This is a genomic window from Pantoea sp. EKM20T (assembly GCF_011800485.1).
Classification (GTDB): Bacteria; Pseudomonadota; Gammaproteobacteria; order Enterobacterales; family Enterobacteriaceae; genus Pantoea; species Pantoea agglomerans.
On sequence record NZ_JAALFW010000001.1, the window covers coordinates 538,172 to 562,072 of the forward strand.

The 23,901-nt window shown below is 58.9% G+C and carries 20 protein-coding genes; 5 read left to right on the plus strand and 15 right to left on the minus strand.

Going from position 1 to position 23,901, the window contains the following annotated elements; translation table 11 throughout:
- Window positions 1–26: 26 nt before the first annotated feature.
- The 5 genes from brnQ to phoB form a co-directional block, all read right to left on the minus strand.
- Window positions 27–1,346: a branched-chain amino acid transporter carrier protein BrnQ gene (brnQ, locus tag HFD94_RS02635; protein ID WP_010255323.1), complete on the minus strand. Its 1,320-nt coding sequence runs from the start codon at window positions 1,344–1,346 to the stop codon at window positions 27–29.
- Window positions 1,347–1,737: 391 nt separating this feature from the next.
- Window positions 1,738–2,844 carry a cobalamin-independent methionine synthase II family protein gene (locus tag HFD94_RS02640; protein ID WP_167432734.1) on the minus strand — a complete coding sequence of 369 codons (1,107 nt, stop codon included), beginning with the start codon at window positions 2,842–2,844 and terminating at the stop codon, window positions 1,738–1,740.
- A gap of 165 nt (window positions 2,845–3,009) precedes the next feature.
- Window positions 3,010–3,930 (minus strand): PstS family phosphate ABC transporter substrate-binding protein, encoded by a 921-nt coding sequence (locus tag HFD94_RS02645; protein WP_033772775.1) that lies wholly within the window; start codon window positions 3,928–3,930, stop codon window positions 3,010–3,012.
- 19 nt (window positions 3,931–3,949) lie between these two features.
- Window positions 3,950–5,263: a phosphate regulon sensor histidine kinase PhoR gene (gene phoR / locus HFD94_RS02650; RefSeq protein WP_010255313.1), complete on the minus strand. Its 1,314-nt coding sequence runs from the start codon at window positions 5,261–5,263 to the stop codon at window positions 3,950–3,952.
- A gap of 14 nt (window positions 5,264–5,277) precedes the next feature.
- Entirely contained in the window at window positions 5,278–5,967 is a 690-nt protein-coding gene (phoB, locus tag HFD94_RS02655; protein WP_003852491.1) for a phosphate response regulator transcription factor PhoB, read from the minus strand.
- A gap of 197 nt (window positions 5,968–6,164) precedes the next feature.
- Here phoB and sbcD point away from each other — a divergent pair, with 197 nt between their 5' ends.
- The 3 genes from sbcD to HFD94_RS02670 all read left to right on the plus strand — a co-directional run bounded on the left by sbcD (window position 6,165) and on the right by HFD94_RS02670 (window position 11,552).
- On the plus strand, window positions 6,165–7,364 hold the full coding sequence (sbcD, locus tag HFD94_RS02660) for an exonuclease subunit SbcD (RefSeq protein WP_167432735.1): 1,200 nt from the start codon (window positions 6,165–6,167) through the stop codon (window positions 7,362–7,364).
- Entirely contained in the window at window positions 7,361–11,035 is a 3,675-nt protein-coding gene (locus HFD94_RS02665) for an AAA family ATPase (RefSeq protein ID WP_167432736.1), read from the plus strand. Before sbcD ends, HFD94_RS02665 begins: the two co-directional genes overlap by 4 nt.
- A 175-nt stretch (window positions 11,036–11,210) precedes the next feature.
- Entirely contained in the window at window positions 11,211–11,552 is a 342-nt protein-coding gene (locus tag HFD94_RS02670) for a cell envelope integrity TolA C-terminal domain-containing protein (protein WP_243234763.1), read from the plus strand.
- On the opposite strand, the gene HFD94_RS02675 is transcribed toward HFD94_RS02670, so the two are convergent.
- Both HFD94_RS02675 and HFD94_RS02680 read right to left on the minus strand, forming a co-directional pair.
- Entirely contained in the window at window positions 11,549–12,616 is a 1,068-nt protein-coding gene (locus HFD94_RS02675) for an AraC family transcriptional regulator (RefSeq protein WP_167432738.1), read from the minus strand. The two genes, HFD94_RS02670 and HFD94_RS02675, sit on opposite strands and share 4 nt — an antisense overlap.
- A 162-nt stretch (window positions 12,617–12,778) precedes the next feature.
- The gene (locus tag HFD94_RS02680; RefSeq protein ID WP_010671182.1) at window positions 12,779–13,783 is read right to left on the minus strand and encodes a phosphotransferase enzyme family protein; all 1,005 of its coding nucleotides are present in this window, start codon (window positions 13,781–13,783) and stop codon (window positions 12,779–12,781) included.
- Window positions 13,784–14,032: 249 nt separating this feature from the next.
- Between HFD94_RS02680 and eat the strand changes: the two genes are divergently transcribed.
- On the plus strand, window positions 14,033–15,397 hold the full coding sequence (gene eat / locus HFD94_RS02685) for an ethanolamine permease (protein ID WP_033766618.1): 1,365 nt from the start codon (window positions 14,033–14,035) through the stop codon (window positions 15,395–15,397).
- An 83-nt stretch (window positions 15,398–15,480) separates the two neighbouring features.
- Here eat and mak read toward each other — a convergent pair whose 3' ends face one another.
- The gene (gene mak, locus HFD94_RS02690; RefSeq protein ID WP_010255298.1) at window positions 15,481–16,392 is read right to left on the minus strand and encodes a fructokinase; all 912 of its coding nucleotides are present in this window, start codon (window positions 16,390–16,392) and stop codon (window positions 15,481–15,483) included.
- A 146-nt stretch (window positions 16,393–16,538) separates the two neighbouring features.
- On the opposite strand from mak, the gene rdgC reads away from it, so the two are divergent.
- A complete protein-coding gene (gene rdgC, locus HFD94_RS02695; protein ID WP_022625153.1) occupies window positions 16,539–17,450 on the plus strand; it encodes a recombination-associated protein RdgC in 912 nt (303 codons plus the stop codon).
- Window positions 17,451–18,094: 644 nt separating this feature from the next.
- Here the strand turns inward: rdgC and ppnP are convergent.
- The 7 genes from ppnP to aroL all read right to left on the minus strand — a co-directional run bounded on the left by ppnP (window position 18,095) and on the right by aroL (window position 23,884).
- Window positions 18,095–18,385, minus strand: a complete 291-nt coding sequence (ppnP, locus tag HFD94_RS02700; RefSeq protein WP_009091800.1) for a pyrimidine/purine nucleoside phosphorylase — start codon at window positions 18,383–18,385, stop codon at window positions 18,095–18,097.
- A 95-nt stretch (window positions 18,386–18,480) separates the two neighbouring features.
- A complete protein-coding gene (locus tag HFD94_RS02705) occupies window positions 18,481–19,161 on the minus strand; it encodes an AroM family protein (protein WP_010255292.1) in 681 nt (226 codons plus the stop codon).
- 1 nt (window position 19,162) lies between these two features.
- Complete coding sequence (locus tag HFD94_RS02710; RefSeq protein ID WP_122889151.1) at window positions 19,163–20,095, minus strand: DUF1177 domain-containing protein; 933 nt, start codon at window positions 20,093–20,095, stop codon at window positions 19,163–19,165.
- An 11-nt stretch (window positions 20,096–20,106) separates the two neighbouring features.
- Window positions 20,107–21,666: an OPT/YSL family transporter gene (locus HFD94_RS02715; RefSeq protein ID WP_122889152.1), complete on the minus strand. Its 1,560-nt coding sequence runs from the start codon at window positions 21,664–21,666 to the stop codon at window positions 20,107–20,109.
- Between the two features lie 288 nt (window positions 21,667–21,954).
- Window positions 21,955–22,707: an IclR family transcriptional regulator gene (locus tag HFD94_RS02720; protein WP_064689910.1), complete on the minus strand. Its 753-nt coding sequence runs from the start codon at window positions 22,705–22,707 to the stop codon at window positions 21,955–21,957.
- A 349-nt stretch (window positions 22,708–23,056) separates the two neighbouring features.
- Window positions 23,057–23,248, minus strand: a complete 192-nt coding sequence (locus HFD94_RS02725; RefSeq protein ID WP_010255272.1) for a YaiA family protein — start codon at window positions 23,246–23,248, stop codon at window positions 23,057–23,059.
- A 111-nt stretch (window positions 23,249–23,359) separates the two neighbouring features.
- The gene (gene aroL, locus HFD94_RS02730; protein ID WP_010255270.1) at window positions 23,360–23,884 is read right to left on the minus strand and encodes a shikimate kinase AroL; all 525 of its coding nucleotides are present in this window, start codon (window positions 23,882–23,884) and stop codon (window positions 23,360–23,362) included.
- Window positions 23,885–23,901 lie beyond the last annotated feature (17 nt).

Below are 23,901 nucleotides of genomic sequence, written 5' to 3' on the forward strand. Positions count from 1 at the left end.
GGTTAAAGAAAAATCAGTGCTCTCTGCTACGAGTGAACGGTCACCTGTTCCGGCCCTTTCACCCGATCAACAACAGCGGCAATCAGCAGCATCACCAGCGACGGCGGCAACCAGGCGAGACCCTGATCGGCCAGCGGCAGATTCTGACTGAAAGCGGGCAGCAAATCTTTAAACCCGGTGGTTTTAATCGCATCAACAATACCGAACAGCAAGCTGATTAACATGGCTGGCGCGATAATCCGGCTGCTCTTATTCCACCAGTTGAGGGTGAAACTCAGCACCACCAGCACGATACAGGGCGGATAAATTGCCGTCAGTACCGGGATGGAGATCTGAATCAGGTGGCTCAGGCCGAGATTCGACACCACCATGGAGAACAGACCCAGAATAAACACCAGCGTTTTATACGATAACGGCAGGTATTGCGCAAAAAATTCCGCACAGGCACAGGTCAGGCCTACGGCGGTCACCATACAGGCGACGAAGATCAGCGCGGCAAGGAAGAAGCTGCCCATGTTGCCAAAGGTGTGCTGAACATACGCGTGCAGAATCGCTGCGCCATTAGCGTTTTGATCCACCAGCGCACCGCTGCCCGCGCCCAGCTTAAACAGGCAGAGGTAGACCAGCGTCAGGCCCAGACCGGCGATTAACCCTGCCAGCACGGTATAACGGGTCAGCAGCGCGGCATTATCGACGCCACGCGAACGGGCGGCGTTGACAATCACGATACCAAATACCAGCGCGCCCAGCGTATCCATGGTCAGATAGCCATTGACGAAACCGCTGGAGAAGGCCGCACGCTGATAATCAGCGGTAGCCGGAACCGTGCCGCCAGCAGGCCACACCAGGGCAGCAACGCCCAGCACGGTCAGCGCAATAATTTTTAATGGCGCAAGGAAGTGCCCTACCGTGTCGAGTAGCTTGCCGGGATAGAGCGATACGCCAATCACCAGCGTGAAGTAAATCAGGCTATAGATAAACAGCGGCAGCGCGCCATCACCGGTCAGCGGGGCAATACCCATCTCAAACGAGACCGTGGCCGTACGCGGTGTGGCAAACAGCGGCCCGACAGCCAGATAGCAAACGGTGGCCAGCACGATGCCAGCGACCTTGCCAATCGGGGTGCTGAGTGCATCCACGCCGCCGCCGACGCGGGCCAGCGCGATCACGGTCATCACGGGCAGACCGACTGCGGTAATCAGAAAACCAATCGCGGCAGTCCAGACGTGTTCGCCAGACTGAATACCGACCATGGGCGGGAAAATGATGTTGCCCGCGCCAACAAACAGGGCGAATGTCATAAAGCCCAGCGCGAGAATGTCCTTCGAAGTTAAACGATGTGTCATACGGCCTGTCACTGATGTTGCGGTGGAAGTTGGGTTAGTGTTGTCCCCTCGCTGCGTGTAAACCACGACCAGGCTGACAATGTCAGCGCATTATGCTCGTCGCAGGGTAAAGCGCAGGTGATTTAAGCTGCTTTTATTCTGTTCACAGAGGGATGGATCGACAACGGCGCTAAGTAAAACGTTTATAGCGGTGAAAGGCAATACGGGATCGGAAAACCAGAAGGTTATGCCGCCATTTTTTCAAAAGGCAGTGGATAGCGTTAATTTTTGCAGCAGGCACACAAGATGATGTGCCTAAATAATAGACAGAGCGCGAGAAATCCCCGCATAAACGGGCCTGAAGATACACAAAAGGCGCGTTTTACGCGCCTGTCTGCACAACGTTACAGCACTACCAGACCTGATTTGCGATATCGACCACTAAGCGAATCTTCTGCCACTGCTGCGTCTCGGTCAGGCTGTTGCCCTCTTCGGTTGAGGCAAAACCACACTGCGGACTGAGGCAGATCTGATCCAGACTGACATACTGCGCCGCCTCTTCCAGCCGGGTTTTCACCTGCTCCGGATCTTCCAGTTCTCCCACTTTGGTCGTAATCAGACCCAGAACCACCTGCTGATGACCTGGCTTAATGTAACGCAGTGGCTCAAAGCCGCCGGAACGGGCGTTGTCATACTCCAGGAAGAAGGCATCCACGTTGACGCTGCCGAACAGGATTTCTGCGACCGGCCCATAGCCGCCTTCAGAGATCCAGGTTGAACGGAAGTTGCCGCGACAGACATGCAGACCCACAGTCAGATCGGCAGGTTTACCTTCCAGCGCTTTATTCAACACCTGAGCATAAGTCTGTGCCAGCTGGTCAGGATCGTCGCCACGCGCACGGATATCGCGCTTCTGATCCTCAGAACAGAGGTAAGCCCAGACGGTATCATCCAGTTGCAGATAGCGGCAGCCCGCGTCATAAAACGCCTGAATAGCCGCTTTGTAGGTCTGCGCCAGATCGTCGAAGTAGTCCGCCAGATCGGGATAGACCTCCGCGTCGATCACCTTACGGCCACCACGGAAGTGCAGCACGCTGGGGCTGGGAATGGTCATCTTCGGCACCGCATCACCGGCAATACTCTGCAGGAAGCGGAAATGCGCCAGCATCGGATGATCCGCCGGGAAACCGAGTTTGCTCACCACTTTCACGCTATGCGCTTTGGTCTGCACGCCATTAAACTGAATGCCCTGCTCCGCTTCATAGCGCTCTACGCCATTCAGGCCATAGAAAAAGTCGAAGTGCCACCAGCCGCGACGAAACTCGCCATCAGTGACCACTTTCAGGCCATTTTCCCGTTGTTTCGCCACCACATCGCGAATCGCCTCATCTTCAACCTGACGCAGGGCCGCCGCATCAATCTCTCCGGCTGCAAACTGTTCGCGCGCCTGCTTAATGGCGGTGGGACGCAGAAAGCTGCCAACGGTATCGGCACGGAACGGGGCGGTTTCTCTTTGCATGATCACTCCTGTCTCCCCTGCCGATAATGACGGCAGGAAATAGTTGCATCCTGATATAAATAGCCATCTGGATGGCTACATGTCTGAACACAGAGTGGCATGAGCGGCTTTCTTCTGCAACTGAAGAAAATTCAGTGATGTTGAAAAAAATTCACGTTCGGGGGATTAACGCAGCGCGGCGCGCGCCTGCATCATCTGACTATCAGAGAGCGGCAGATAGCCCGCTTCGCTGACCCGCCGCTGTCCCTGTGCCGAAAGTACCTGCTGCAGAAAAGCGGCCACCAGCGGCGGCAAAGGTTTGCCGGGCGCTTTATTCACGTAGAGATAGAGCGGGCGCGCCCAGGGATAGCGGCCACTGCGGATGGCATCGGCATCCGGGGTAATCGCCTGCCCCTGATCATTCATCACCGCCAGCATTTTTACGCCGCTGAGATGAAAGCCAAAACTGGCGTAGCCGATGCTGCGTGAATTACCGGCCACCGCCTGCACCACTGCGGCCGAGCCGGGAAACTCCGCCACATCGCTGCGAAAATCACCTTTGCACAGCGCCTGCTGCTTGAAGAAACCCCATGTGCCGGAGGCGGAGTTACGTCCATAGCGCTGAATCGGCCGTTTGCTCCACTGCGCGCCGGTTAAGCCGAGATCGCCCCAGCGCAGCGGCACGCTGTGTGCGCCACACAGACGGGTAATCGAGAAGATGGCATCGAGCTGTCGCGGTTCAATCTGCTGCAGCGGATTGCGCTGATTCACCACTACCACCAGCGCATCCATAGCCACCGGAACCGCCAGCGGCGGATAGCCGTAGCGCGCCTCAAAGGCCTGGCGTTCATCTGCCTGCATCGGGCGGCTCATCGGACCCAGTTGTGCTGCACCCGCCGCCAGCGCGGTCGGCGCAGTAGAGGAGCCGGAGGCCTGAACCTGAACATTGACGCCCGGCGCCTGGCGACTGAAATCTTCGCCCCACAGCGTCATCAGATAGCCCAGCGTATCCGATCCGACGCTGCTGAGATTGCCGGAGAGCGCGCCGGGCTGGGCCAGTGCCAGGCCCGGCAGCAGAGTAACGATCAACAAAAGAAGGATGCGCATCAGGGAGATCCGGCAGCAATTAATGAACGGCATTCTCCTGCATCACGCTGCTGACAATCAACCTCGCTGGCAGCGTAAAGGTAAAACAGGTCTCCTTGTGCGGCACGCTGGTGATATCGAGCCGCGCGTTATGGTGGCTCAGAGCATGTTTCACTATCGCCAGCCCCAGCCCGCTGCCGCCGGTCGCACGCGAACGCGCTTTATCGACCCGGTAGAAACGCTCGGTAAGACGCGGAATATGTTCTGAGGCGATGCCCGGCCCGTTATCGCACACCCGGAAAATGGCCCCCTGTTTGCCGCGCAGCCAGCTGATATCAATTCGCGTGCCATCCGGTGTGTGGTTTACCGCGTTGTAAACCAGATTGGAGATGGCGCTGCGCAGCTGTTCATCGTTGCCGAACACTTTCAGATGGGGATCGGTATGGAAGTGGATGTCGTGACGGCCGCCACTCAGCGTTGCCGCCTCATGCTGCAGCAGTTTCAGCATCACCGGCACATCGACCTTCTCTTTCAGATCGATTGCGGGCGCGGCTTCAATGCGCGACAGCGTCAGCAGCTGTTTGACCAGGCTGTCCATGCGGCGCGTCTGCTCCGACATGGTGTGCAGCGCTTTGCTGCGCGAAGGCTCGCTCATCACCGAGTCGTTCATCATCTCCAGATAGCCCTGCAGCACCGTGAGCGGTGTGCGCAATTCATGGCTGACGTTGGCAAAGAAGTTGCGGCGCGCCCCTTCCAGCTGATGCATCTGCGTGACATCACGCGCCACCAGCAGCCACTGCCCTTCGCTGTAGGGCATGACGCGGAACTCCATGTGAAGTTTGTTGTTCAGCACCAGCGTCAGCGGCTTGTCGAAATCGCGCTGGCGAAGATAGCGGGAGAACTCCGGATAACGGAGCAGGTTGAGGATATTCTGACCATTATCTTCCGGCCAGCGCAGACCCAGGTGCTGCTGCGCCAGGCCGTTACACCAGAAAATGGTGCCCTCTTCGGTGGTCAGGATCACCGCATCCGGCAGCGACTCGGCACCGCTGCGGAAACGCTTAATCAGATTGCCCAGTTCACGCCGCCGCCGCCGGTTGCGGAGCTGCATCTGGTAAAGACCATAAAACAGCGGTTCCCAGCTGGCACGCCCGGCCGGTGGCGTCATGGTGCGGTCCAGCCACAGCCAGTGCGACAGCCGCATCAGATTGTGAAAATGCCACAACAGCACCGTCAGCACGCTCAGCAGCAGCCACCAGGGCAGACCGCCGAACAGCAGGCCCAGCAGCACTGCGGGCAGACAGACCAGCAGCAGTTCTGTCAGTAATCTCTTCCAGGAGAGGCGTTCCAGCACGGTAAAGGCTCCGTTTAGTAGCGGGCAGAGAAACGATACCCTGTTCCGCGAACGGTTTGTACCATGCGATCGTGGCCGGACACTTCCAGCGCTTTACGTAAACGACGGATGTGAACATCGACAGTACGATCTTCCACATACACATTGGTGCCCCAGACGTGGTTCAGCAGCTGTTCGCGGCTGTAAACGCGTTCCGGGTGGGTCATAAAGAAGTGCAGCAGCTTATATTCGGTGGGACCCATCTCCAGCGGCGTGGTTTCGGACATCACGCGATGTGAGGAGGGATCCAGACTCAGCCCCTGCATCTCAATCACCTCTTCCACGGCCATCGGCGAAATACGGCGCATCACCGCTTTGATCCTCGCCATCAGCTCTTTAGGTGAAAAGGGCTTGGTAATGTAATCATCGGCACCCACTTCCAGGCCGCGCACCCGATCCTCCTCTTCGCCGCGCGCGGTGAGCATCATCACCGGGATATCGCGTGTCATCGCCTCGCGTTTCAGATGTTTGATAAACTGAATACCGCTGCCACCGGGTAACATCCAGTCCAGCAAAATCAGATCGGGCCAGGGTTCAATCAGCTTGCCAACGGCGCTGTCATAATCTTCCGCCTCGATTGGCTGATAGTCGTTCTGCTCCAGAACAAAACACAACATTTCACGGATGGGGGCTTCATCCTCCACAACCAAAATGCGCTTAGCCATTATTACTCCTGCTGATTATGACGGATGTCACTGAGATTCGCGGCGCCATTATGCGTCAGATTTGTGACACTTTTATGAAAAACATAACCTGCCTGTAACCTCACTGGTAATCATTTATGACAGCGCAGCGACAATTTTTTGCTTTGGCCGCAGAGCCAGTATAATCGCCGGGCGAATCACAACGGCAGGGACTCATCATGCGCATCATTCATACTGCGGACTGGCATCTGGGGCAGTTCTTCTACAACAAAAGTCGGGCAGCCGAACATCAGGCATTTCTCGACTGGCTGTTGATCCAGATTGAACAGCATCAGGTGGATGCGTTGATCATCGCAGGCGATCTGTTTGATACCGGTACACCGCCCAGCTACGCCCGCGAAATGTTCAACCGCTTTGTGGTGGCGCTGCAGCCCAGCGGCTGTCAGCTGATTGTGCTGGCGGGCAACCACGATTCCGTTGCCACGCTGAATGAGTCGCGTGAGCTGCTCGCCTGTCTCAATACCCGGGTGATCGCCACCCCGCAGGAGAAGGATGATGTGCTGCTGCTCAACACCCGCCAGGGCGAGCCGGGCGCGCTGCTGTGTGCGATTCCCTATCTGCGGCCGCGCGATATCCTGCGCAGCCGGGCGGGTCAGTCGGGACGCGACAAGCAGACCTCGCTGCTGGAAGCGATCGCCCACCACTATCAGCAGCGATTCACCGCCGCCCAGGCGCTGGGCCATGCACTGCCGATTATCGCCACTGGCCATCTCACCACCGTCGGCGTCAGCCAGAGCGATTCGGTGCGCGACATCTATATCGGGACGCTGGATGCCTTCCCGGCCAGCGCGTTTCCCGCGGCTGACTATATCGCACTGGGGCATATTCATCGCGCCCAGCGCGTCGCGGGCAGCGAGCATATCCGCTACAGCGGCTCACCGATTCCGCTGAGCTTTGACGAGCTGGGCACAGAAAAAAGCGTCTTCCTGCTGGAACTCACCATCAGCGGCCTGCAATCGGTCACGCCGCTGGTGGTGCCACAGGCGCAGCCGATGCAGGTGCTGAAAGGATCGCTGGCGCAGATTGCAGAACAGTTAAATGCCTTCAGCACGGCAGAGCAGGAGAAGTCGACCTGGCTCGACATCGAAGTCACCACCCAGGAGTACCTCAGCGATCTGCAGCGTCAGGTAGAAACCCTGACCGCCACGCTGCCGGTCGAAGTCCTGTTGCTCCGCCGCAGCCGTGAACAGCGGCAACAGAACCTGGCGCGGCTCGACAACGAAACCCTGAGTGAGCTGAAGGTGGAGGAGGTCTTTGCCCGCCGGCTGGCGCTGGATGAGGAGCTACAACCGGAGCAAATCGCCGAGATGACCACCCTGTTCCGCCAGACGCTGGCCGCCATGGAAGAGACCCAATGAAGATCCTCACGCTACGGTTCAAAAACCTCAATGCCCTGCGCGGTGAATGGTTCATCGACTTCCGCGCCGAACCTTTTGCCAGCAACGGCCTGTTCGCCATTACCGGTGCCACCGGCGCCGGTAAAACCACCCTGCTGGACGCCATCTGCCTGGCGCTCTATCACCAGACACCGCGCCTGGGCGCGATTTCACAGAGCCAGAATGCGCTGATGACCCGCGACTGTGCCGAATGTCTGGCCGAGGTGGAGTTTGAGATCAAAGGAGAAGCCTGGCGCGCCTTCTGGAGCCAGAACCGCGCGCGCGGCACTGCCGACGGCAAACTTCAGGCACCGCGCGTTGAGCTGGCACGCTGCGCCGACAACATCATTGTTGCCGATAAAGTCGGTGACAAGCTGAAGCTGATCGAAACCCTCTCCGGGCTCGATTTCGAAAGGTTTACCCGCTCGATGATGCTGTCACAAGGCCAGTTCGCCGCCTTTCTCAATGCCAAAGCCAGTGAGCGCGCGGAACTGCTTGAGGAGCTGACCGGCACCGAAATTTACGGTCTGATTTCCGCCGCCATCTACGAGCGCCACAAAGAGGCAAAAACCCAGCTGGATCTGCTGCGCAGCCAGGCGGGAGCGATGGCGCTGCTGGATAGCGACGCACGCGCCGCGCTGCAACAGCAGCTCACCGATCTGACCGATGCGGAACAGCAGCTCAGCGCGCACTATCAGCAGGCGCAGCAACAGCAGCAGTGGCAACAGCAGGCGCAGCAGTTACAGCAGGAAGATGCGCAGGCTGACGTCGCGCTGCAGCAGGCCCAGGCTGCATCCCAGGCGGCAGAGGCCGATCGTCAGCGTCTTGCACGCAGCGAACCGGCTGAAAAGCTGCGGGTAAAACTGCAGCAGCGCGACGCGTTACGCACCGAACAGCAGCAGGTCGTGAGCCGCTGTCAGCAACTCACGTCGGCGCAGCAGCAGGCGCAGAGCCAACAGCAGCAGCATCAACAGCACTACGCGACGACCCAGAGTGCCCGCCAGCAGGCGCTGCAGGAACAGCAGCAGCAGGAAAGTCTGCTGACAGAACAGGTGCTGCCGCTGGATCAGCGGATCAGCGCACTGCAGCAGCAGCTTGCGGAGCAGCAGCAGGAAAATGCCCGACAGCAGCAGCATGCTGATCAGACACAGGCCAGCCTGGCAGAGCAGAAGCGCCAGGTTGAGACATGGCAGCAGGCGATTGCCGAACAGCATCAGTTACGCCAGCAGCTTGCCGATCTCGCCCAATGGGGCGCTTCGCTGCCGGTGTGGCAGGAGAACTTTGCCCTGCTGGCGCAGCGTGAAGCGACCCTGGCCGGACTGGCGCAACAGCGCGAGCAGCAGCAGCGACAGATCGCTGCCCAGCAGGCGGAACAGCAGCAGCAGGCAGAACAGGCGCTGCCGCGCCAGCAGGCGGAGCAACAGGCCCGCCAGGCGCTCTCGCAGGCGGAGCAAGTACTAACTTCGCTACAGGAACAGCATCCGCCTGCCGCACTGCGTCAGGCATTAAGCCAGTTGCAGAACAGCCGTCCGGCGCGTCAGCAACTGCTGCTGCTTTCAACCCAGTGGCAGCCGCTGCACCAGCAGCTGGACCAGCGCCAGCAGCGGCTTATCGCGCTCGCAAAAGCGCATCAGCAGAGTGAAGCGGAACTCCAGGCGCTGCGCGAGACGTGGAAACGCGAAAAACAGCAGCTGGATGATGTCGAAAAAATCTGCGCGCTGGAGCAGCAGATTGTCGATCTCAGCGATTACCGCGCCCGGCTCGCCGCCGATCAGCCCTGTCCGCTGTGCGGCTCCTGCACGCATCCCGCCGTTGAGGCCTACAGCACGCTGGAAGTAAGTGCTAACCAGCAGCGCCGGGCTGCACTGCAACAACAAACCGAGGCATTGCGCGAAGCGGGCACGGCAAAAAGCGAACAGCTGAAACAGTCAGCCGTGCAGCAGCAGACCCTGCGCGATGAGATCGCGGAGATGCAGCAACAGCTCGATCGGCTTGAGCAGCAATGGCAGGCGCTGAGCGGTGAGCTGGCACTTACCTTCCCGCTCGCCGATCGGGATACCTTAACCGCGTGGGAGCAGCAGCAAAGCGAACGTGAAAGCCAGCTTGAGCAACAGCGACAGGCGCAGGAAGCCGCCGAACAGGCGCGTCAGGCCGCAAAGGATTACTATCTTCAGCAGTCACAGGCCTGGCAGCAGCATTTGCAGGCAGAACAGCTGGCGCAGCAGTCGCTGTCCAGCCTGCAACAGGCGCTGGATGCGCTGCAACAGCGTCAGCAGCAGGAACAGCAGGCCATGGCGCAATTGCAGAGTCGTCTGGAGCAGCAGTTCAGTGCACACAACCTTGCCCTACCCGACGCCGCCCATCGCGAGGCGTGGCTGACAGAACAGCAGCGGCGCTGGGAGCGCTGGCAGGAAAGTGAGCGGTTGCTAGCAAACCTGCAACCGCAGCTGTTAAAGGGGGAAACCCAGCTCACTGCCCTGCAACAGCAGGCAGAACTGGAGCAGCAGCAGCTCACCACTCGTCAGCAGCAGCAAAACCAGAACCAGACGCAGCTCAGCGAGATGCGCCGTGCCCGTCAGGCGCTGTTTGGCGACCGCGAGGTCACCCACGCCCGTCAGCAGATACAGGCCCGCGTTCAGCAGGCTGATGAACACCTGGCACAGCAGCTCACTGCCCTGCAACAGGCGCAGGCCGAGGTCAGTCGCCTGCAGGGTGAGCTTTCGGGGCTGGAAAATCAGCGGCAGACGCTCAATAGCAAACTGGCAGAGGCGGAAAGCGCGCTGCAGCAGGCACTGGAGAGCGCCGGATTCGCGGATGAAGCCAGCCTGCGCGCGGCGCTGCTGGATGAGCAAACCGCAGTGCAACTGCGTCAGCAGTTGCAGCAGCTCGATCAGCAATGCCAGCAGCAGCAGGCGCGACTGGCGGATCTGCGTCAGCGGCTCAGTGTCCATCAGCAGGCGAAACCCGCTTCGATACCGGAATCCGCCGAGGCGCTGGCGCAGCAGCTGGAGCAGTTACGGCTGGCACTGCGCGACAACGCCAGCCAGCAGGGTCAGATTCAGCAGCAGCTACAGAGCGATGCCAGCCTTCGTGTGCGCCAGCAGAGCCTGATGACACAGATTGAACAGGATGGTGTGACGCTGGCGCAGTGGAGCCTGCTCAACGATCTGATTGGCTCCGCCAGCGGCGATAAATTCCGGCGCTTCGCCCAGGGCTTAACGCTGGATCACCTGGTGGCCCTGGCTAACCGTCAGCTCGATCGGCTGCATGGCCGCTATCTGCTGCAGCGACGGGCGCAGGATCTGCTGGAGCTGGATGTGGTCGATACCTGGCAGGCCGATGCGGCGCGCGATACCCGCACGCTGTCGGGTGGTGAGAGCTTCCTGGTGAGTCTGGCGCTGGCGCTGGCATTGTCGGATCTGGTCAGCCACAAAACGCGCATCGAATCGCTGTTTCTGGATGAGGGGTTCGGCACGCTGGATGCGCAGACGCTCGACACCGCGCTGGATGCCCTCGATGCACTCAACGCCAGCGGCAAAACCATTGGGGTCATCAGTCACGTGGAAGCGATGAAGGAGCGTATTCCGGTACAGATTAAAGTACGCAAGATGAATGGGCTGGGTTACAGCCAGCTGGAACTGCCGCAGGGATAACGGGCGCCAGAGCGGTAAATTCTGGTTCTGTCGACAGTCGGAGTAATGCCATAGCATTCATGATGCCGGTCTGTAGACTGTCGGCAGCAGAACGGAAGATCTTTAAGGAAAGTTGGCCAGTTAAATGAATTTAATTAATATAACGATGAGAATGTTGCCGGGAGTGATTATTGCAATGTCGCTCAGCGCCTGTCAGCAACCTGTGACAAAGCAACGGGATAGCGTGGCAAACCTCTGTCAGCCGTCGAAAGATCCTGACAGCAAATCCTGTCACTGGACTAATCAAATGCAGCCAGTACTGAACCGGCAGTTCAGCGATGCGGCGCGTTACGCCGGTCAGCAATGCCTGGTACGGATGGAGTGGCAACCACACAGCAGACATTATGCGGTGACCCAGACGCAGGGTGATGAAGCGCTCTGCCTGCGCGCCTGGCAGCTGGTCGCGCAGACCCGCGATCTGCCGCCGCCGCCGGAGCCTGGACAACCGGCGTGGTTCGGCTTTGCGCCGCGCGGTTAGCTGGCCAGACCTTCCTGACGCCACTGGCGCGGACTGATGCCAAACCAGCGACGAAACGCGCGTGAAAACGCGCTGACTTCCGAGTAGCCCAGCAGCAGCGCCATCTCAGAGATGGGCAGCTGCTTCTGCTGCAGATAGTATGTCGCCATTTCGCAGCGCACCTGATCGACCAGCGCGGTAAAGCTGCTGCCCTCTTCGCGCAGCCGCCGCTGCAGTGACCAGCTCGACAGTCCGAGCTTATCCGCCACCTCTTCCAGCACCGGCTCACCCTGCATCAGCGATAAATTAACCTGCGAACGCGCCTGCTCAATCATGCTCTGCTGCGACGTCCCACGGTTAAGCCGTCGGATCGCATCCTGCATCACCATTAACAGGATCGGATCGCTCTCCGGCATGGCGCGCAGCAGATCGCGCCTGTGGATCACCAGTGAATTAAACGGCTGATCGAACCAGACCGGCGCATCAAACACTTTGCAGTGATCGTGCCACTGGCCGGGACGCGGATGTTCAAAGTGGACTTCGCGCGGTGCCCAGTGTCTGCCTGCCACGTGGCGGATCAGATTCATAAACATCCCCAGCGTCAGCTCTGCATCCTGTCGGCGCGACAGGATCGCGCCATGTCGCACCTGATAATCCAGCCGCCAGCACTCTCCCTTATCCACCAGCCGGGTTAAGGTGTCGTGCTGATGCCAGGGAAACGCGTTGACCACATTATGCAGCGCCTGTTCCAGCGTGGCGGAGCACAAACCGATGTAGCCGATCAGGCCTAATGACTGCGGTTTAAACTGCCTGCCGTAGTGCAAACCGAAGTTATCAAAACCGGAGTGACGCGCCGCCTCTTCCAGCACCCGACAGTAGTTAACCAGCCCCAGGCTGAGCGTCGGACTGGCCAGGCGCTCCGGATCGATGCCGCTGATGCCGAAGATACGATCAACATCGCCGCCCTGGGTATGAATAAAGTCGCCTAAGCCGGTCGCCGCCGCTGCCAGCACGCCGTGATTGCCTGCCCCCGCCGCTGCCGAGCAGGCCGCAAACGCATCGGGCTTTATCAGTGTCGGATTCATGGTCGCCTCAGTCAGAATTCAGGTGGATCACCCGTTACTCCTATCCGAGCAATTTCCATACCAGGTCCCTGATGCCCGACGCGCCGCCTGCGGGCTGTCCGGGCGGCGCGCGGGCTACGCGCAGGGCACTGCGGCGGCGCAGCGACGCCCGCCGCTGGTGCATCAGACGCCGACCGGCAGCTGCTCACCTTCCAGATAGCGGCGGCAGAGGCGGACCGAGTGGCTGGCCCACGCCGATCCCAGGCTGCGCGCCATTTCGGTTTCGGCATGTGATCCCACCCACGCGGTGAGCTGGATACGACGCTGGATCAACAGCGCGGGCAGCATGGCCATCTCCGCATCGCTGATATGCGCCACCTGCTCATAGCCGCGGATCCAGTGATCGATCCACTCTGGCGCGCGCGGATGATGCTCAACAAAACTGATCGCCGCCGCCAGATCGTGCAGATACCAGCCGAGCCCGCAGTCATCGAAATCGATCACCCGCGTTTCGCCCTTGTGCAGCAGCAGATTGGTCAGCCGCAGATCGGCGTGGATCAGGCCATAGCGATCCGATCCTTTACCGAACTGCGTCATCGCCGCGCCGACCTGGCTTATCGCCTGCTCTACCACGCCGTGATCGGCAGGATTCAGATTCGGCGCATCCTGCCAGCGTCCCCAGTGACTCTCTGCGCTGGTCATGGTGTGGTGATCCCAGATGATGCGCTGGAAACCCGCAGGCGGCTGCCACTGTTTACTGTGCTGATGCAGCCGCGCGGTGATCTGGCCGAGCTGCTGAAAAGCGCGGGGATCGACGTCGGTGGTCGGCATCTCTCCGTCGATCCAGTGAAACAGCACCACGTAGCGTTCACCGCCCTCCGGCAGCCGAAGCGTCAGCACGGTTTCGCCCTCTTTGTCCGGCACCGCTTCCGGCACCATAATGCCGGTTTCGCGCAGCGCATTGAGCCACAACAGTTCGCTGACGATGTCGGCTTTTTGATGATAATCGCCGCGATGCAGCCGCAGCGCATAACGCCGGCCTGCCGCCTGCAGCAGAAACGTGGCGTTCTCTGAGCGGCACAGCAGGCTGAGCTGGCCCTGCAGCGCGGCGGGATAACAGGCCAGCGCCTGCTGCGCCATCAGGGTGAGTTGGGAATCAGTCAGGTTGTCATATTGTTTAGCGCTCATCAGTCCGGCTCCTTGTCACTTGCTTTATCTCAGCATGCGTTGCCAGAAGGTGAGCTGCTTGACTCCGGAAGAGACAAAGTTGACCGCAGCGTGCAGCTGGCCCGGTTGTTGCCCGTGAGTTGACCGTGGAGGACAGAATTCACTGCGCCCGCGTCAAGTCGTGGCGAGTAATGCAACGGCATTATCCCCTTACTGTAGCGTAATGGCGGTGTAACGCCGCGTGAGACCAACAACGACGGGGATAACAGAATGACAAACAGACTCAAGCCCACTCTGGGCACCCTGCATCTGTGGGGGATTGCGGTTGGCCTGGTCATTTCAGGCGAATATTTTGGCTGGAGTTACGGCTGGGCCGTGGCGGGCACGCTGGGATTTCTGGTCACCACCGCGTTAATCGCCACGCTCTATACCTGCTTTATTTTTAGCTTCACCGAACTGACCACCGCGATCCCCCATGCAGGCGGGCCATTTGCCTATAGTCGCCGCGCCTTTGGCGAAACCGGCGGACTGATTGCCGGTCTGGCGACGCTGATTGAGTTTGTCTTTGCGCCACCGGCGATTGCCATGGCGATTGGGGCTTATCTCAACGTGCAGTATCCCGAACTGAACCCGAAGACTGCGGCGGTCGGGGCTTACCTGGTGTTTATGACGCTGAATATTCTCGGCGTAAAACTGGCGGCGATGTTTGAACTGGTTGTGACGGTGCTGGCGGTGATTGAACTGCTGGTGTTTATGGGTGTGGTTTCACCCGGCTTCAGCCTGGCGAACTTCGCCGCGCACGGCTGGGCAGGCAGTGACAGCTTCGGACTGCCCGCCTTCTCCGGGATTTTCGCCGCCATTCCTTTTGCCATCTGGTTTTTCCTGGCCATTGAAGGCGCGGCGATGGCGGCCGAAGAGGCGAAAGATCCGACCCGGACCATTCCCCGCGCCTACATCAGCGGAATTCTGACGCTGGTGGTGCTGGCGATAGGTGTGATGCTGATGGCGGGCGGCGCGGGCGACTGGCGCAAACTTGCCGACATTAACGATCCGTTGCCGCAGGCGATGAAAATGATTGTCGGCGAACACTCTAACTGGATGCATATGCTGGTGTGGATCGGACTGTTTGGCCTGATTGCCAGCTTCCACGGCATCATCCTCGGCTATTCACGGCAGTTTTTTGCCCTGGCACGCGCGGGCTATCTGCCGCCTTCTCTGGCCAAACTGTCGCGTTTCCAGACCCCGCATCGGGCGATTATACTCGGCGGCGTGTTGGGTATCGCGGCAATTTACAGCGATGGCGTGATTAATCTGCAGGGGATGACGCTGACGGCGGCGATGATCACCATGGCGGTGTTTGGCGCGATTGTGATGTACATCATGAGTATGCTGAGCCTGTTTAAACTGCGCCGCAGCGCGCCGGAGATGGTCCGCAGTTTCCGCGCGCCGGGCTATCCGATTGTTCCGGGCATCGCCCTGCTGCTGTCGGTGGTCTGTCTGCTGGCGATGCTGTGGTTTAATCCGGTGATAGGCGCGCTGTTTTTCGCCATCATGCTGGCAGGCTATCTCTACTTCCTCGCCACCAAAGCGCAGCGCGATCGGGCGCCGCAGGACAGTATGCTGGTCGGCGAATAAAAGCGGCGCGGGTGAGTGCCGTGGGTTAACGATTCAGCGCCGGGTCTCTCCGGCGCTGAATCGTCAGCGGATGCTCGGGTAACTCAGCCGTTAAGCGGCCAGAGCCACGCCGCACCGCGTACGCCGCTGGAGTCGCCATGCTGCGCCTTTAGCACCGGCGTTTCACACTCCCCGCCAAATACCCACTTCTTCATCAGCACCGGCACGGTCTGATAGAGACGATCCACATTGCTCATCCCACCGCCCAGTACAATCACATCGGGATCGATCAGGTTCACCACCTGCGCCAGCGATTTTGCCAGCCGCAGCTCATAGCGGCTCATCGCCAGTTCGGCGATCGGATCCTGCTGCGCCAGCAGCGAGACGATCTCCGCACCTTTGCGATGCACGCCGCTCAGCCGCTGATAGTCGATACCAAAACCGGTGCCTGAAACAAAGGTCTCTATGCAGCCCTGCTGCCCGCAATAACAGGGCACTTCCTGACGGTAGCGCAGCTCATCCTCATCCATCCACGGCAGCGGATTGTGGCCCCACTCACCGGCATTGCCGTTGCCCCCGATACGCGACTCACCGTTGATCGCCACACCGGCGCCCGATCCGGTGCCGATGATCACGGCAAACACCAGCGACTGTCCGGCACCGGCACCGTCGATCGCTTCCGACACCGCCAGGCAGTTGGCGTCGTTGGCGATACGCACTTCCCGGTTCAGCGCCTGCGCCAGATCTTTATCCAGCGGCTGACCGTTGAGCCAGGTGGAGTTGGCATTTTTTACCCGCTTACTGTAAGGCGAAAGCGTGCCGGGAATACCGAGGCCGACCGTGCCGGTTTCGCCGGTTTTCTGCTCCGCCAGCGTGACCAGATCGACAATCGCCTGCACCGTTGCCTGATAGTCATCACGCGGGGTATTCACCCGGTGGCGGAACAGCTCCTCTCCCTTATCCGACAATGCGATCACTTCTGTCTTGGTGCCACCCAGATCTATGCCTATGCGCAAGATTACGTCCTCGTTATTCGTTCAGGTGAGAGATACAGTAAAAGGCGTCTGCCGGAAAGGCAATGAAACCACTCCGATGTTTCGCTATCATGCGCGCTGACTCTCGCAGACTTGTGCGCCCGATCGCGCCACGGTAAGGAATCCCGATGTTGTGGTTTAAAAATATGATGGTTTATCGTCTGAATCGTGACATTCCGCTGTCCGCAGATGAGATGGAAAAGCAGCTCGACGCCTTCACGTTTTCACCGTGTGGCAGTCAGGATATGAGCAAGACCGGCTGGGTCTCGCCGATGGGCAACCGCAGCGATGCGCTGACCCATGAAAACAAAGGCCAGATTGTGATTTGCGCCCGCAAAGAAGAGAAAATCCTGCCTTCGCCGGTGGTGAAACAGGCGCTGGAAGCGAAAATCGACAAGCTGGAATCTGAGCAGAGCCGCAAGCTCAAAAAGACCGAAAAAGATTCGCTGAAAGATGAAGTGCTGCACAGCCTGCTGCCGCGCGCCTTCAGCCGTTTCAGCCAGACCTACCTGTGGATCGATACGGTCAACAACCTGATTATGGTTGACTGTGCCAGCGCTAAAAAAGCGGAAGATACCCTGGCGCTGCTGCGTAAAAGCCTGGGCTCACTGCCGGTGGTGCCGCTGACGCTGGAAAGCCCGATTGAACTGACCCTGACCGAATGGGTACGATCAGGCGAGCTGCCTGCCGGATTCGCCCTGATGGATGAAGCGGAGCTGAAAGCGCTGCTGGAAGATGGCGGCGTTATCCGCTGCAAGAAACAGGATCTGGTGTGCGATGAGATCGCCAACCACATCGAAGCGGGCAAGCTGGTGACCAAACTGGCGCTCGACTGGCAGGAGCGCATTCAGTTCGTGCTGGCCGATGATGGTTCAGTGAAGCGTCTGAAGTTCAGCGACACGCTGCGCGACCAGAACGACGATATTGACCGCGAAGATTTTGCACAGCGCTTTGATGCGGACTTTATTCTGATGACCAGCGAACTGGCCGCACTGACCAGCAATCTGGTTGAAGCGTTGGGCGGCGAAGCCCAGCGTTAATCAGTCACCGGCAGAATCATCCTGACAGACGATATTCGCCAAAAAAATGGCCGCTAAGCGGTAATGTCAGTCAGTTAAGCGACAGGTGATACCGCAGTCTGGTGCCGGGCAGGGGCTGGCGGTCCTCGCGCCGCTTCGCGGTTCCTTCACTTCATTCGCCTGCCTGACGGACCGCCGGGGATGGCACATCCTGTGCCGCCCCGCCTTTCGCCCGCGTCCTGCGGGCTCTCCTGGCAGACTCATTCTGTTCAGCGCTGCGGATTGCCTGCCCCTGCCCGCCACCGGCCTGCTCTGAAACTTCAGTGTGTATTGTTAAAAAGGGCACGAGAGTGGAGGCCTGAGCGCCTCTGCTGCTGAAAGGGCTATCCGCAGCGCTGAGGCGTGACGGTGGGCCAGAAGTCCACGCCGGGAAGCGTGGACAGTTCGGGGCCGGCCAGGGAGGGCCGATCCCCGAACGGTTCGTCGGCACGACGTCAAAGCCGAAGGAACCGCGTGAGCGGCGCGAGGACGGCCCGGCAGCAGCAGAGGTGCGCTGGCCCGCACTGCGGCTGGCTCGCCCGGAAAAAAAGCTGCCACGTTTGACCGTGGCAGCCTTTACAAATCTAATCTTAACTGACCAGCATTACCGCTAAGCGGCCATGTTTTTAATCTTTCAGGTAACGGCAGAGATAGGAACTCGGCTCGCCAACCTGCAGATGAAATTCGCTGTGACCCGGCACGTTGAACACCGAACCCGCTTCAAACCATTTCCACTCGGTTTCACCTGGCAGTAATACCTTAAGCGAGCCGCTGACCACGGTCATCTCCTCCGGCTGGCCGGTACCGAATGTGTATTCGCCTTCAGCCATTACGCCCACGCTGGCACGTCCGGTGCTCGCACTGTCAAAACCGATAGACTTAACTTTTCCGTCAAAATACTCACTTACGTTGAGCATAATAGTTCTCCAGAGCACATGTTGTGTGTCTGGCAGTGTAGAAGGGAACCCGCTGATCTGTCACGCGAAATGATGGCCGTTTGTGATCTCTTCACTCAGGGAAGCAACTCCGCCGCCAGGCGCGCCACCAGCTGATTAGAGAGCAGAACCGGTACGCCCAGCCGCTGCTGTAACCCTATCCGATGCTGCTGGTGATACCCCATACAGTCGAGCACCACCAGCGCTGCGCCCTGCGCTTTCAGACTGTTTGCGGCATCGGCGAAGGTTGCCTGATCGCCCTGATAGGGACTGGCGACCGCAAAGCAGGGCTGCGCAGGCAGTTGCTGCCATTTACCTGCCTGCTCAACAATCTGCTCCTCAACCGGCACGACAATGCCGACCCGCTGCTGCTGCTGCACCATGGCGCAGATGAGCGGTGGAATCAGGCGATCCGGCTCCAGCAGTAGCGCACGCTGGGTGCGGAGCCGGCTGAATTCACCGGTGCAGAGCAGCAGAATGGTCGCATAGCCCGCCTGCTCCAGCGCACTGATTTTGCGCTGCAATCCCTGCTCCACTTTCGAGGCCGCCAGCCGCACCTGTTCACCACTCTGCAGCCGCGACACCAGAACCCGGTCGCCCGCTGCTGGCGCGAAGCGTGCGGCAATCTCTGCCGCGCTGAGTCCATCCAGTAAACCGGCGTGATCGGTCAGCGCATCCGGCAGATGCTGCCGCAGCAGCGGCAGAATATCGCTGCGCGGAGACTGGCCGATAGTCAGCGTTACCAGTGGTTTCGTCATCTTAGTGATTCCGGTGACGCAGATGCGCCAGGCTGCCATAGAGTGAAATCAGCCGCGCATACTCTTCGGCGTCGTAGAAGTGACAGGTTCCACGACCAAACTCCTTGGCCACCTCAATGGCAAACTTCGCCGCTGCCGCAATGTCCACTTCATGGCTGGCGCCGGTTCCGCAGCCCGGCACCACCGACTCGGCAGTGATCGCCACCCCCACCACCGGCACATCCGTGGCGGTAGAAGGTTGCAGAATGCTGTTGAGGTGATAAACCCCATTGCCGTAAGGCGTAATATCCTGCGTGGTGATGGGAAAGGTCACCGCCGGACGGCCGCAGGTCATCTCCATGATGCGCAGCAGATCCTCCGAAACCCGCAGGATGTAGCCCTCTTTCACCGTCGGCGACAGGGCAAAGCCTTTGTGGTTGATAATGCGGTTACCTTTGGTGGTGTCGATTGACAGAATTGCATCCACACCCGCCACCACTTCATTATCATTCATAGTGACATCGTCAATCGGCGAGTCCATGAAATCGACCGGCAGATGCGGCCGCGTTGGCGCATCCGGGCAGATATGAGTGGTAATGATGACATCGCCATCAAGCCTGTCGCCTTTGCTCTGCATCTGCGCCAGTTTAAGCGCGCTGGCAACGGCCGCGATCGCGCCATCCGCATCTGACACCATGCCGATACGACCAGGACGAGCGCCGATGCCACCAAGGCGACCAATAATCCCCAGCGTCGGTGCACTGCCGCCGCCTGATTTGCCCTGCGTCCCCGGAATATCAATGCGCACAAAATCGGTGCGGCCTTTGGGACCGGAGACACGGGTAAAGCGGGCATCAACATCAGGATACGCCGCGAAGAGATCCACCACCTGCTGTCCGTCAATGTGGGCGCTATCCAGTAACTCAAAAACCGCCAGGGTCTGCTGCAAACTCATGCTTTATCCTTTTATTTCTTGCTGCTGCTGGCAAACAGCGAATGAAAGAAGCTGTAGAGGGCATCACCGGCAATAAAGCCTGCCGCCATCACCTCCATAGGCGACCGGCCCCGCTCGCCCCAGATCCGGATGATTACAATGCGTAAGGCGATCCCCACCACCACTGCCCAGCCCGCCATGGCGTTATTAATTAATAAACCGGTGGCGAGCAGCACGCCCAGCTGGCGTTTCGGCCCGCCGATCAGCTGGATAATGGCCCCCGGAATCGCCCACATCAGCAGATTACCGGCGATACCTGGCTCAGCACCCGCCTGAATGGTTTTGGCATACACCCGCGCTACAGGCGGCAACAGGTTGTCAGCAAAGAAGAAGGTATGGGCGTAACAGACCAGCGGAATCGACACAACAAAGGCGATCATAGCTGCGATGAGCTGAATGCGACGTCCCCAGAGCTCCTGCTGCAGATCGGCACCGTTGCCGCGCAGGATAAAGCCTGCCTTCAGGTCATAACCCATATCGGCGAACGCCGGACCGGTGGCGGCGGTAAAGCCGCACAGCAGGCAGAGCGCCAGCGGAGGAAAGCCGATCAGAATGCCGATAATCAGTGTAATCAGCGCCACGGCAAAGGCCGGGAACCAGCCGGAGTGCATAGCGGCAATGCCGACAATCAGTTCATGGGCGAAAGCAGCAAACGCGGCATAAAGAACAAACAGCAGCAGCATCGCGATGCCCATCTCACTCCACAGGCCGCCCGCCAGCGCCAGCAGCGCCGAAATCACGATGTAACCCACGCTGCCGAAACCCAGCGCCCGCTGCACCTCATTGCCATTGCGGCTCACCACCAGCGCATCATTTTTGCGGCTGCGAATCACCATCACGACCTGAATCAGCGCTACCAGACCGGCACCGACCATCACGCCATGCGGAATATAGAGCGCATTAATATCAATACCGGCCACCGGCTGCGCATAGGCACGCAGCAGAAAACCGATGCCGAGCATCGACAGCGCCCAGATATTGCCGATAAACGCGGTGCCGAAGGCGGACATCGGGATCTTCAGCATGGCACCGACGACGCCACCCACGATGCCCAGCACCAGCAGCCACGCCTGGCGTCCGCCTTTATCACCCGCTTTGATCGCTTCTGCTGCCGCAACGCCCGGTGGCCAGGCATTACTGGCCGGAAAGACGCGGGTATCAAACAGCCGATAGAGCAGCCAGGCATCCAGCAGCATCGCGGCGCTGACGCCACAGAACAGCGGCAGGACCAGTTGCGGTTCACCCAGCGCCCAGGGCACGGCAATCGGCATCAACAGACTGTTCGCCGCCCCAAAGGTGGCTGAAGAGATGGCGGTCTGCGCCAGGTTCTGGATTTCAATTGAACGATAACGGCGAAATGCCTGCAGCGGAATACGCGCCAGCAGCATGGCAAACAGCGCGCCGATAATAGAGGTGTTAGGCGTTACGCCAATGGTGGTAATCAGCTGAATGCCAATAATGGCACCCGCGATGGAGAGAAGAATTAAAACCAGTGCCACGCCAACGTGCTTAATCGGATTTACCCGTTCCATATGTCCCCGCCAGTCCTTGTCCAGAAGAAATGAAATAACGTCTACCCGCTCGCTGGCCGGTTTACGCCGGTTATCAGTTTCACTGCTCTGATGCGCACAGAGATTGCAACAGCCACTACAGATGGTCGTCCCTCCGCATGCTGAACCGATACAGGAGGCAATGAGAGACGGACACAGGCAACCGGGGTGCTGCGTAAAGCGTGGCGATCAGATTGAAAGAAAAAGGCCCGAAGGCCTTTGTTTTCCCTGGTGTGGCGAAAGTACTACGCCGATAAAAACGGTGTGAAGTTACGCGCCATATTTTTCGGTCATCTCAGTGGCCGTTGCGCGTAATGCTTCAAGGAGCTCTGACGGGAAACCCGGTTCAGACTCCATAGACGGAAACGACAGGCAGAGTGCCACCGTTTCGCCATGATGTTTGTTATGAACAATAACTGACAGCGAGCTGATGCCTGGCAGCGATTCATTTCGGGCCAGTGACCAGCCCTGCTGGCGGATCTTAGCCAGTCTGGCACAGAGTGCCTCAGGACTTTGCGGCGAGTTTGCTGATGCGACCTGCCATTGATCATGGAAGCGCGCCAGCACCTCTTCATCGCTTAACTGCGCTAACAGCGCCCGGCCGGTTGAGGTAGCGGCAGCCGGCATCCGACTGCCCGGCGGCGTGACCATCTGCGTAAAGTGACGCCCATGAAACATACGCATCACTAATACTTCCCGCCCGTCGAGCTTCGACACGTAACCCATGCAGCCGGTCTTCGCAGCCAGCCTGACCATTGCCGCTGAAACGCTGTCAACCAGCGGTGCCGAAAGATAATGTCCGGCGGCAGCCAGCAATACGCGACCAATGTGATAACCGCGCGTAGCCGCATTCCGCTCCAGCAGCCCCTGACTTTCCATGGTGGCCAGCAGACGCGAAACGGTGCTTTTTGGCAGGTTTAACGCCTCAACCACCTCACTGAATGAGAGACCAACATGCCCCTGCGTCACACCTTTGTGCTGAAACAATCGAAGTACGGCGGCAGCATTTTCAAGTGTGGTCATGTTACGTGTTCCACTATATGGAACTAAGTTCCTCTGTTGGTTTGATGAAAATAAAACGTGGCGCTGAATCGGTCAAGCGACAATTTGACTCACACAGAGATCGGCAGCAGAGAAAATAAGGGGATAAAAATGATTAGCGGGGCTTTATCTGGTGAGACAAGGAGAGTGCAGAACAGAAGCATACGCAGAGAGCATTCGACAGTAAATCTGCGTCAATTTCGCTTCTTAAATAACCCGATCGACTTCAGGTGGGAGTAAAAAGAGGCGTGGTTCAGGCACAGCGTCAGGCGGGTCAGTAATAAGCAGTTATCCGGTGTAACAGGCTGGCGTCCCTGCCAGCAGTGAAGCTTTACTCTTTTTCAACGTCTTCGTAGCGCGCTTTAGCGTCACGCGCTTCTTCTTCCGTTTCGTGCTCACTGATTAATGAATTCGGTTTGGGATGATCAGCACGCAATTCGTAAGAGGTTACTTTATTACCTTCAGTGCCCTTTTCAACAGGCACAACTTTCGCTTCACGTGGATACGGTGGTCTGGTCGGCATACTGTGTCCCTCTTGTCTGAATAACATTCCACAGGACAGGCCGCTGCCTGTCATAGGATAAGTATAGACAATGCCGTCTGAAGCGGGATCAAAGCGGGAAAAATCTGAGGGTTAGCTGGCGCGCGCCAGAGAGAGTGACAGCAGAATTTCCTCTACCACGCACTCGGGCGATTGCATCGCATTCACCTGATGATGGGCCGCAGCCTGATAGAGATGCGCACGTTCACGCAGCACATCACTCATCTCATCAGCAATCGGACGGCCGGTTAATGTCGGACGCTGGGCCGCTTCAGGTTCACTTTCCAGCCGCTCTGCCAGCACCTCGGGGGACGCGCTAAGCCAGATCACCTGGCCCTGCTCCTGCATAAAACGACAGTTCTCTTCAGCCAGAATCATGCCGCCGCCGGTGGCAATGACGGTTCCGGGTGCCGTCACCGCTTTAAGCGATTCCGTTTCACGGGCGCGGAAACCTTCCCAGCCTTCCTCCGCCACAATCTCCGTCACGCTCCGCTGCGTGCTGAGTTGCAGATGGTGATCGGTATCCGTAAAGGCGTAGCCCAGCGCCCGCGACAACGCCTCGCCGACCGTGGTTTTGCCGCAACCGCGAGCGCCAATCAAAAAGATGGGTAGTGACATCAGGGCCGTTCCTCCGC

Bases quoted from the DNA above. Each gene is read 5' to 3' on its own strand.
- rdgC (WP_022625153.1), top strand. From the start codon at position 16,539: ATGTTGTGGTTTAAAAATATGATGGTTTATCGTCTGAATCGTGACATT.
- HFD94_RS02680 (WP_010671182.1), bottom strand. From the start codon at position 13,783: ATGAGCGCTAAACAATATGACAACCTGACTGATTCCCAACTCACCCTG.
- HFD94_RS02710 (WP_122889151.1), bottom strand. From the start codon at position 20,095: ATGAGTTTGCAGCAGACCCTGGCGGTTTTTGAGTTACTGGATAGCGCC.
- HFD94_RS02670 (WP_243234763.1), top strand. From the start codon at position 11,211: ATGTCGCTCAGCGCCTGTCAGCAACCTGTGACAAAGCAACGGGATAGC.
- HFD94_RS02665 (WP_167432736.1), top strand. From the start codon at position 7,361: ATGAAGATCCTCACGCTACGGTTCAAAAACCTCAATGCCCTGCGCGGT.
- HFD94_RS02725 (WP_010255272.1), bottom strand. From the start codon at position 23,248: ATGCCGACCAGACCACCGTATCCACGTGAAGCGAAAGTTGTGCCTGTT.
- HFD94_RS02720 (WP_064689910.1), bottom strand. From the start codon at position 22,707: ATGACCACACTTGAAAATGCTGCCGCCGTACTTCGATTGTTTCAGCAC.
- phoB (WP_003852491.1), bottom strand. From the start codon at position 5,967: ATGGCTAAGCGCATTTTGGTTGTGGAGGATGAAGCCCCCATCCGTGAA.
- HFD94_RS02675 (WP_167432738.1), bottom strand. From the start codon at position 12,616: ATGAATCCGACACTGATAAAGCCCGATGCGTTTGCGGCCTGCTCGGCA.
- HFD94_RS02645 (WP_033772775.1), bottom strand. From the start codon at position 3,930: ATGCGCATCCTTCTTTTGTTGATCGTTACTCTGCTGCCGGGCCTGGCA.
- brnQ (WP_010255323.1), bottom strand. From the start codon at position 1,346: ATGACACATCGTTTAACTTCGAAGGACATTCTCGCGCTGGGCTTTATG.
- HFD94_RS02640 (WP_167432734.1), bottom strand. From the start codon at position 2,844: ATGCAAAGAGAAACCGCCCCGTTCCGTGCCGATACCGTTGGCAGCTTT.
- eat (WP_033766618.1), top strand. From the start codon at position 14,033: ATGACAAACAGACTCAAGCCCACTCTGGGCACCCTGCATCTGTGGGGG.
- HFD94_RS02705 (WP_010255292.1), bottom strand. From the start codon at position 19,161: ATGACGAAACCACTGGTAACGCTGACTATCGGCCAGTCTCCGCGCAGC.
- aroL (WP_010255270.1), bottom strand. From the start codon at position 23,884: ATGTCACTACCCATCTTTTTGATTGGCGCTCGCGGTTGCGGCAAAACC.
- sbcD (WP_167432735.1), top strand. From the start codon at position 6,165: ATGCGCATCATTCATACTGCGGACTGGCATCTGGGGCAGTTCTTCTAC.
- HFD94_RS02715 (WP_122889152.1), bottom strand. From the start codon at position 21,666: ATGGAACGGGTAAATCCGATTAAGCACGTTGGCGTGGCACTGGTTTTA.
- ppnP (WP_009091800.1), bottom strand. From the start codon at position 18,385: ATGCTCAACGTAAGTGAGTATTTTGACGGAAAAGTTAAGTCTATCGGT.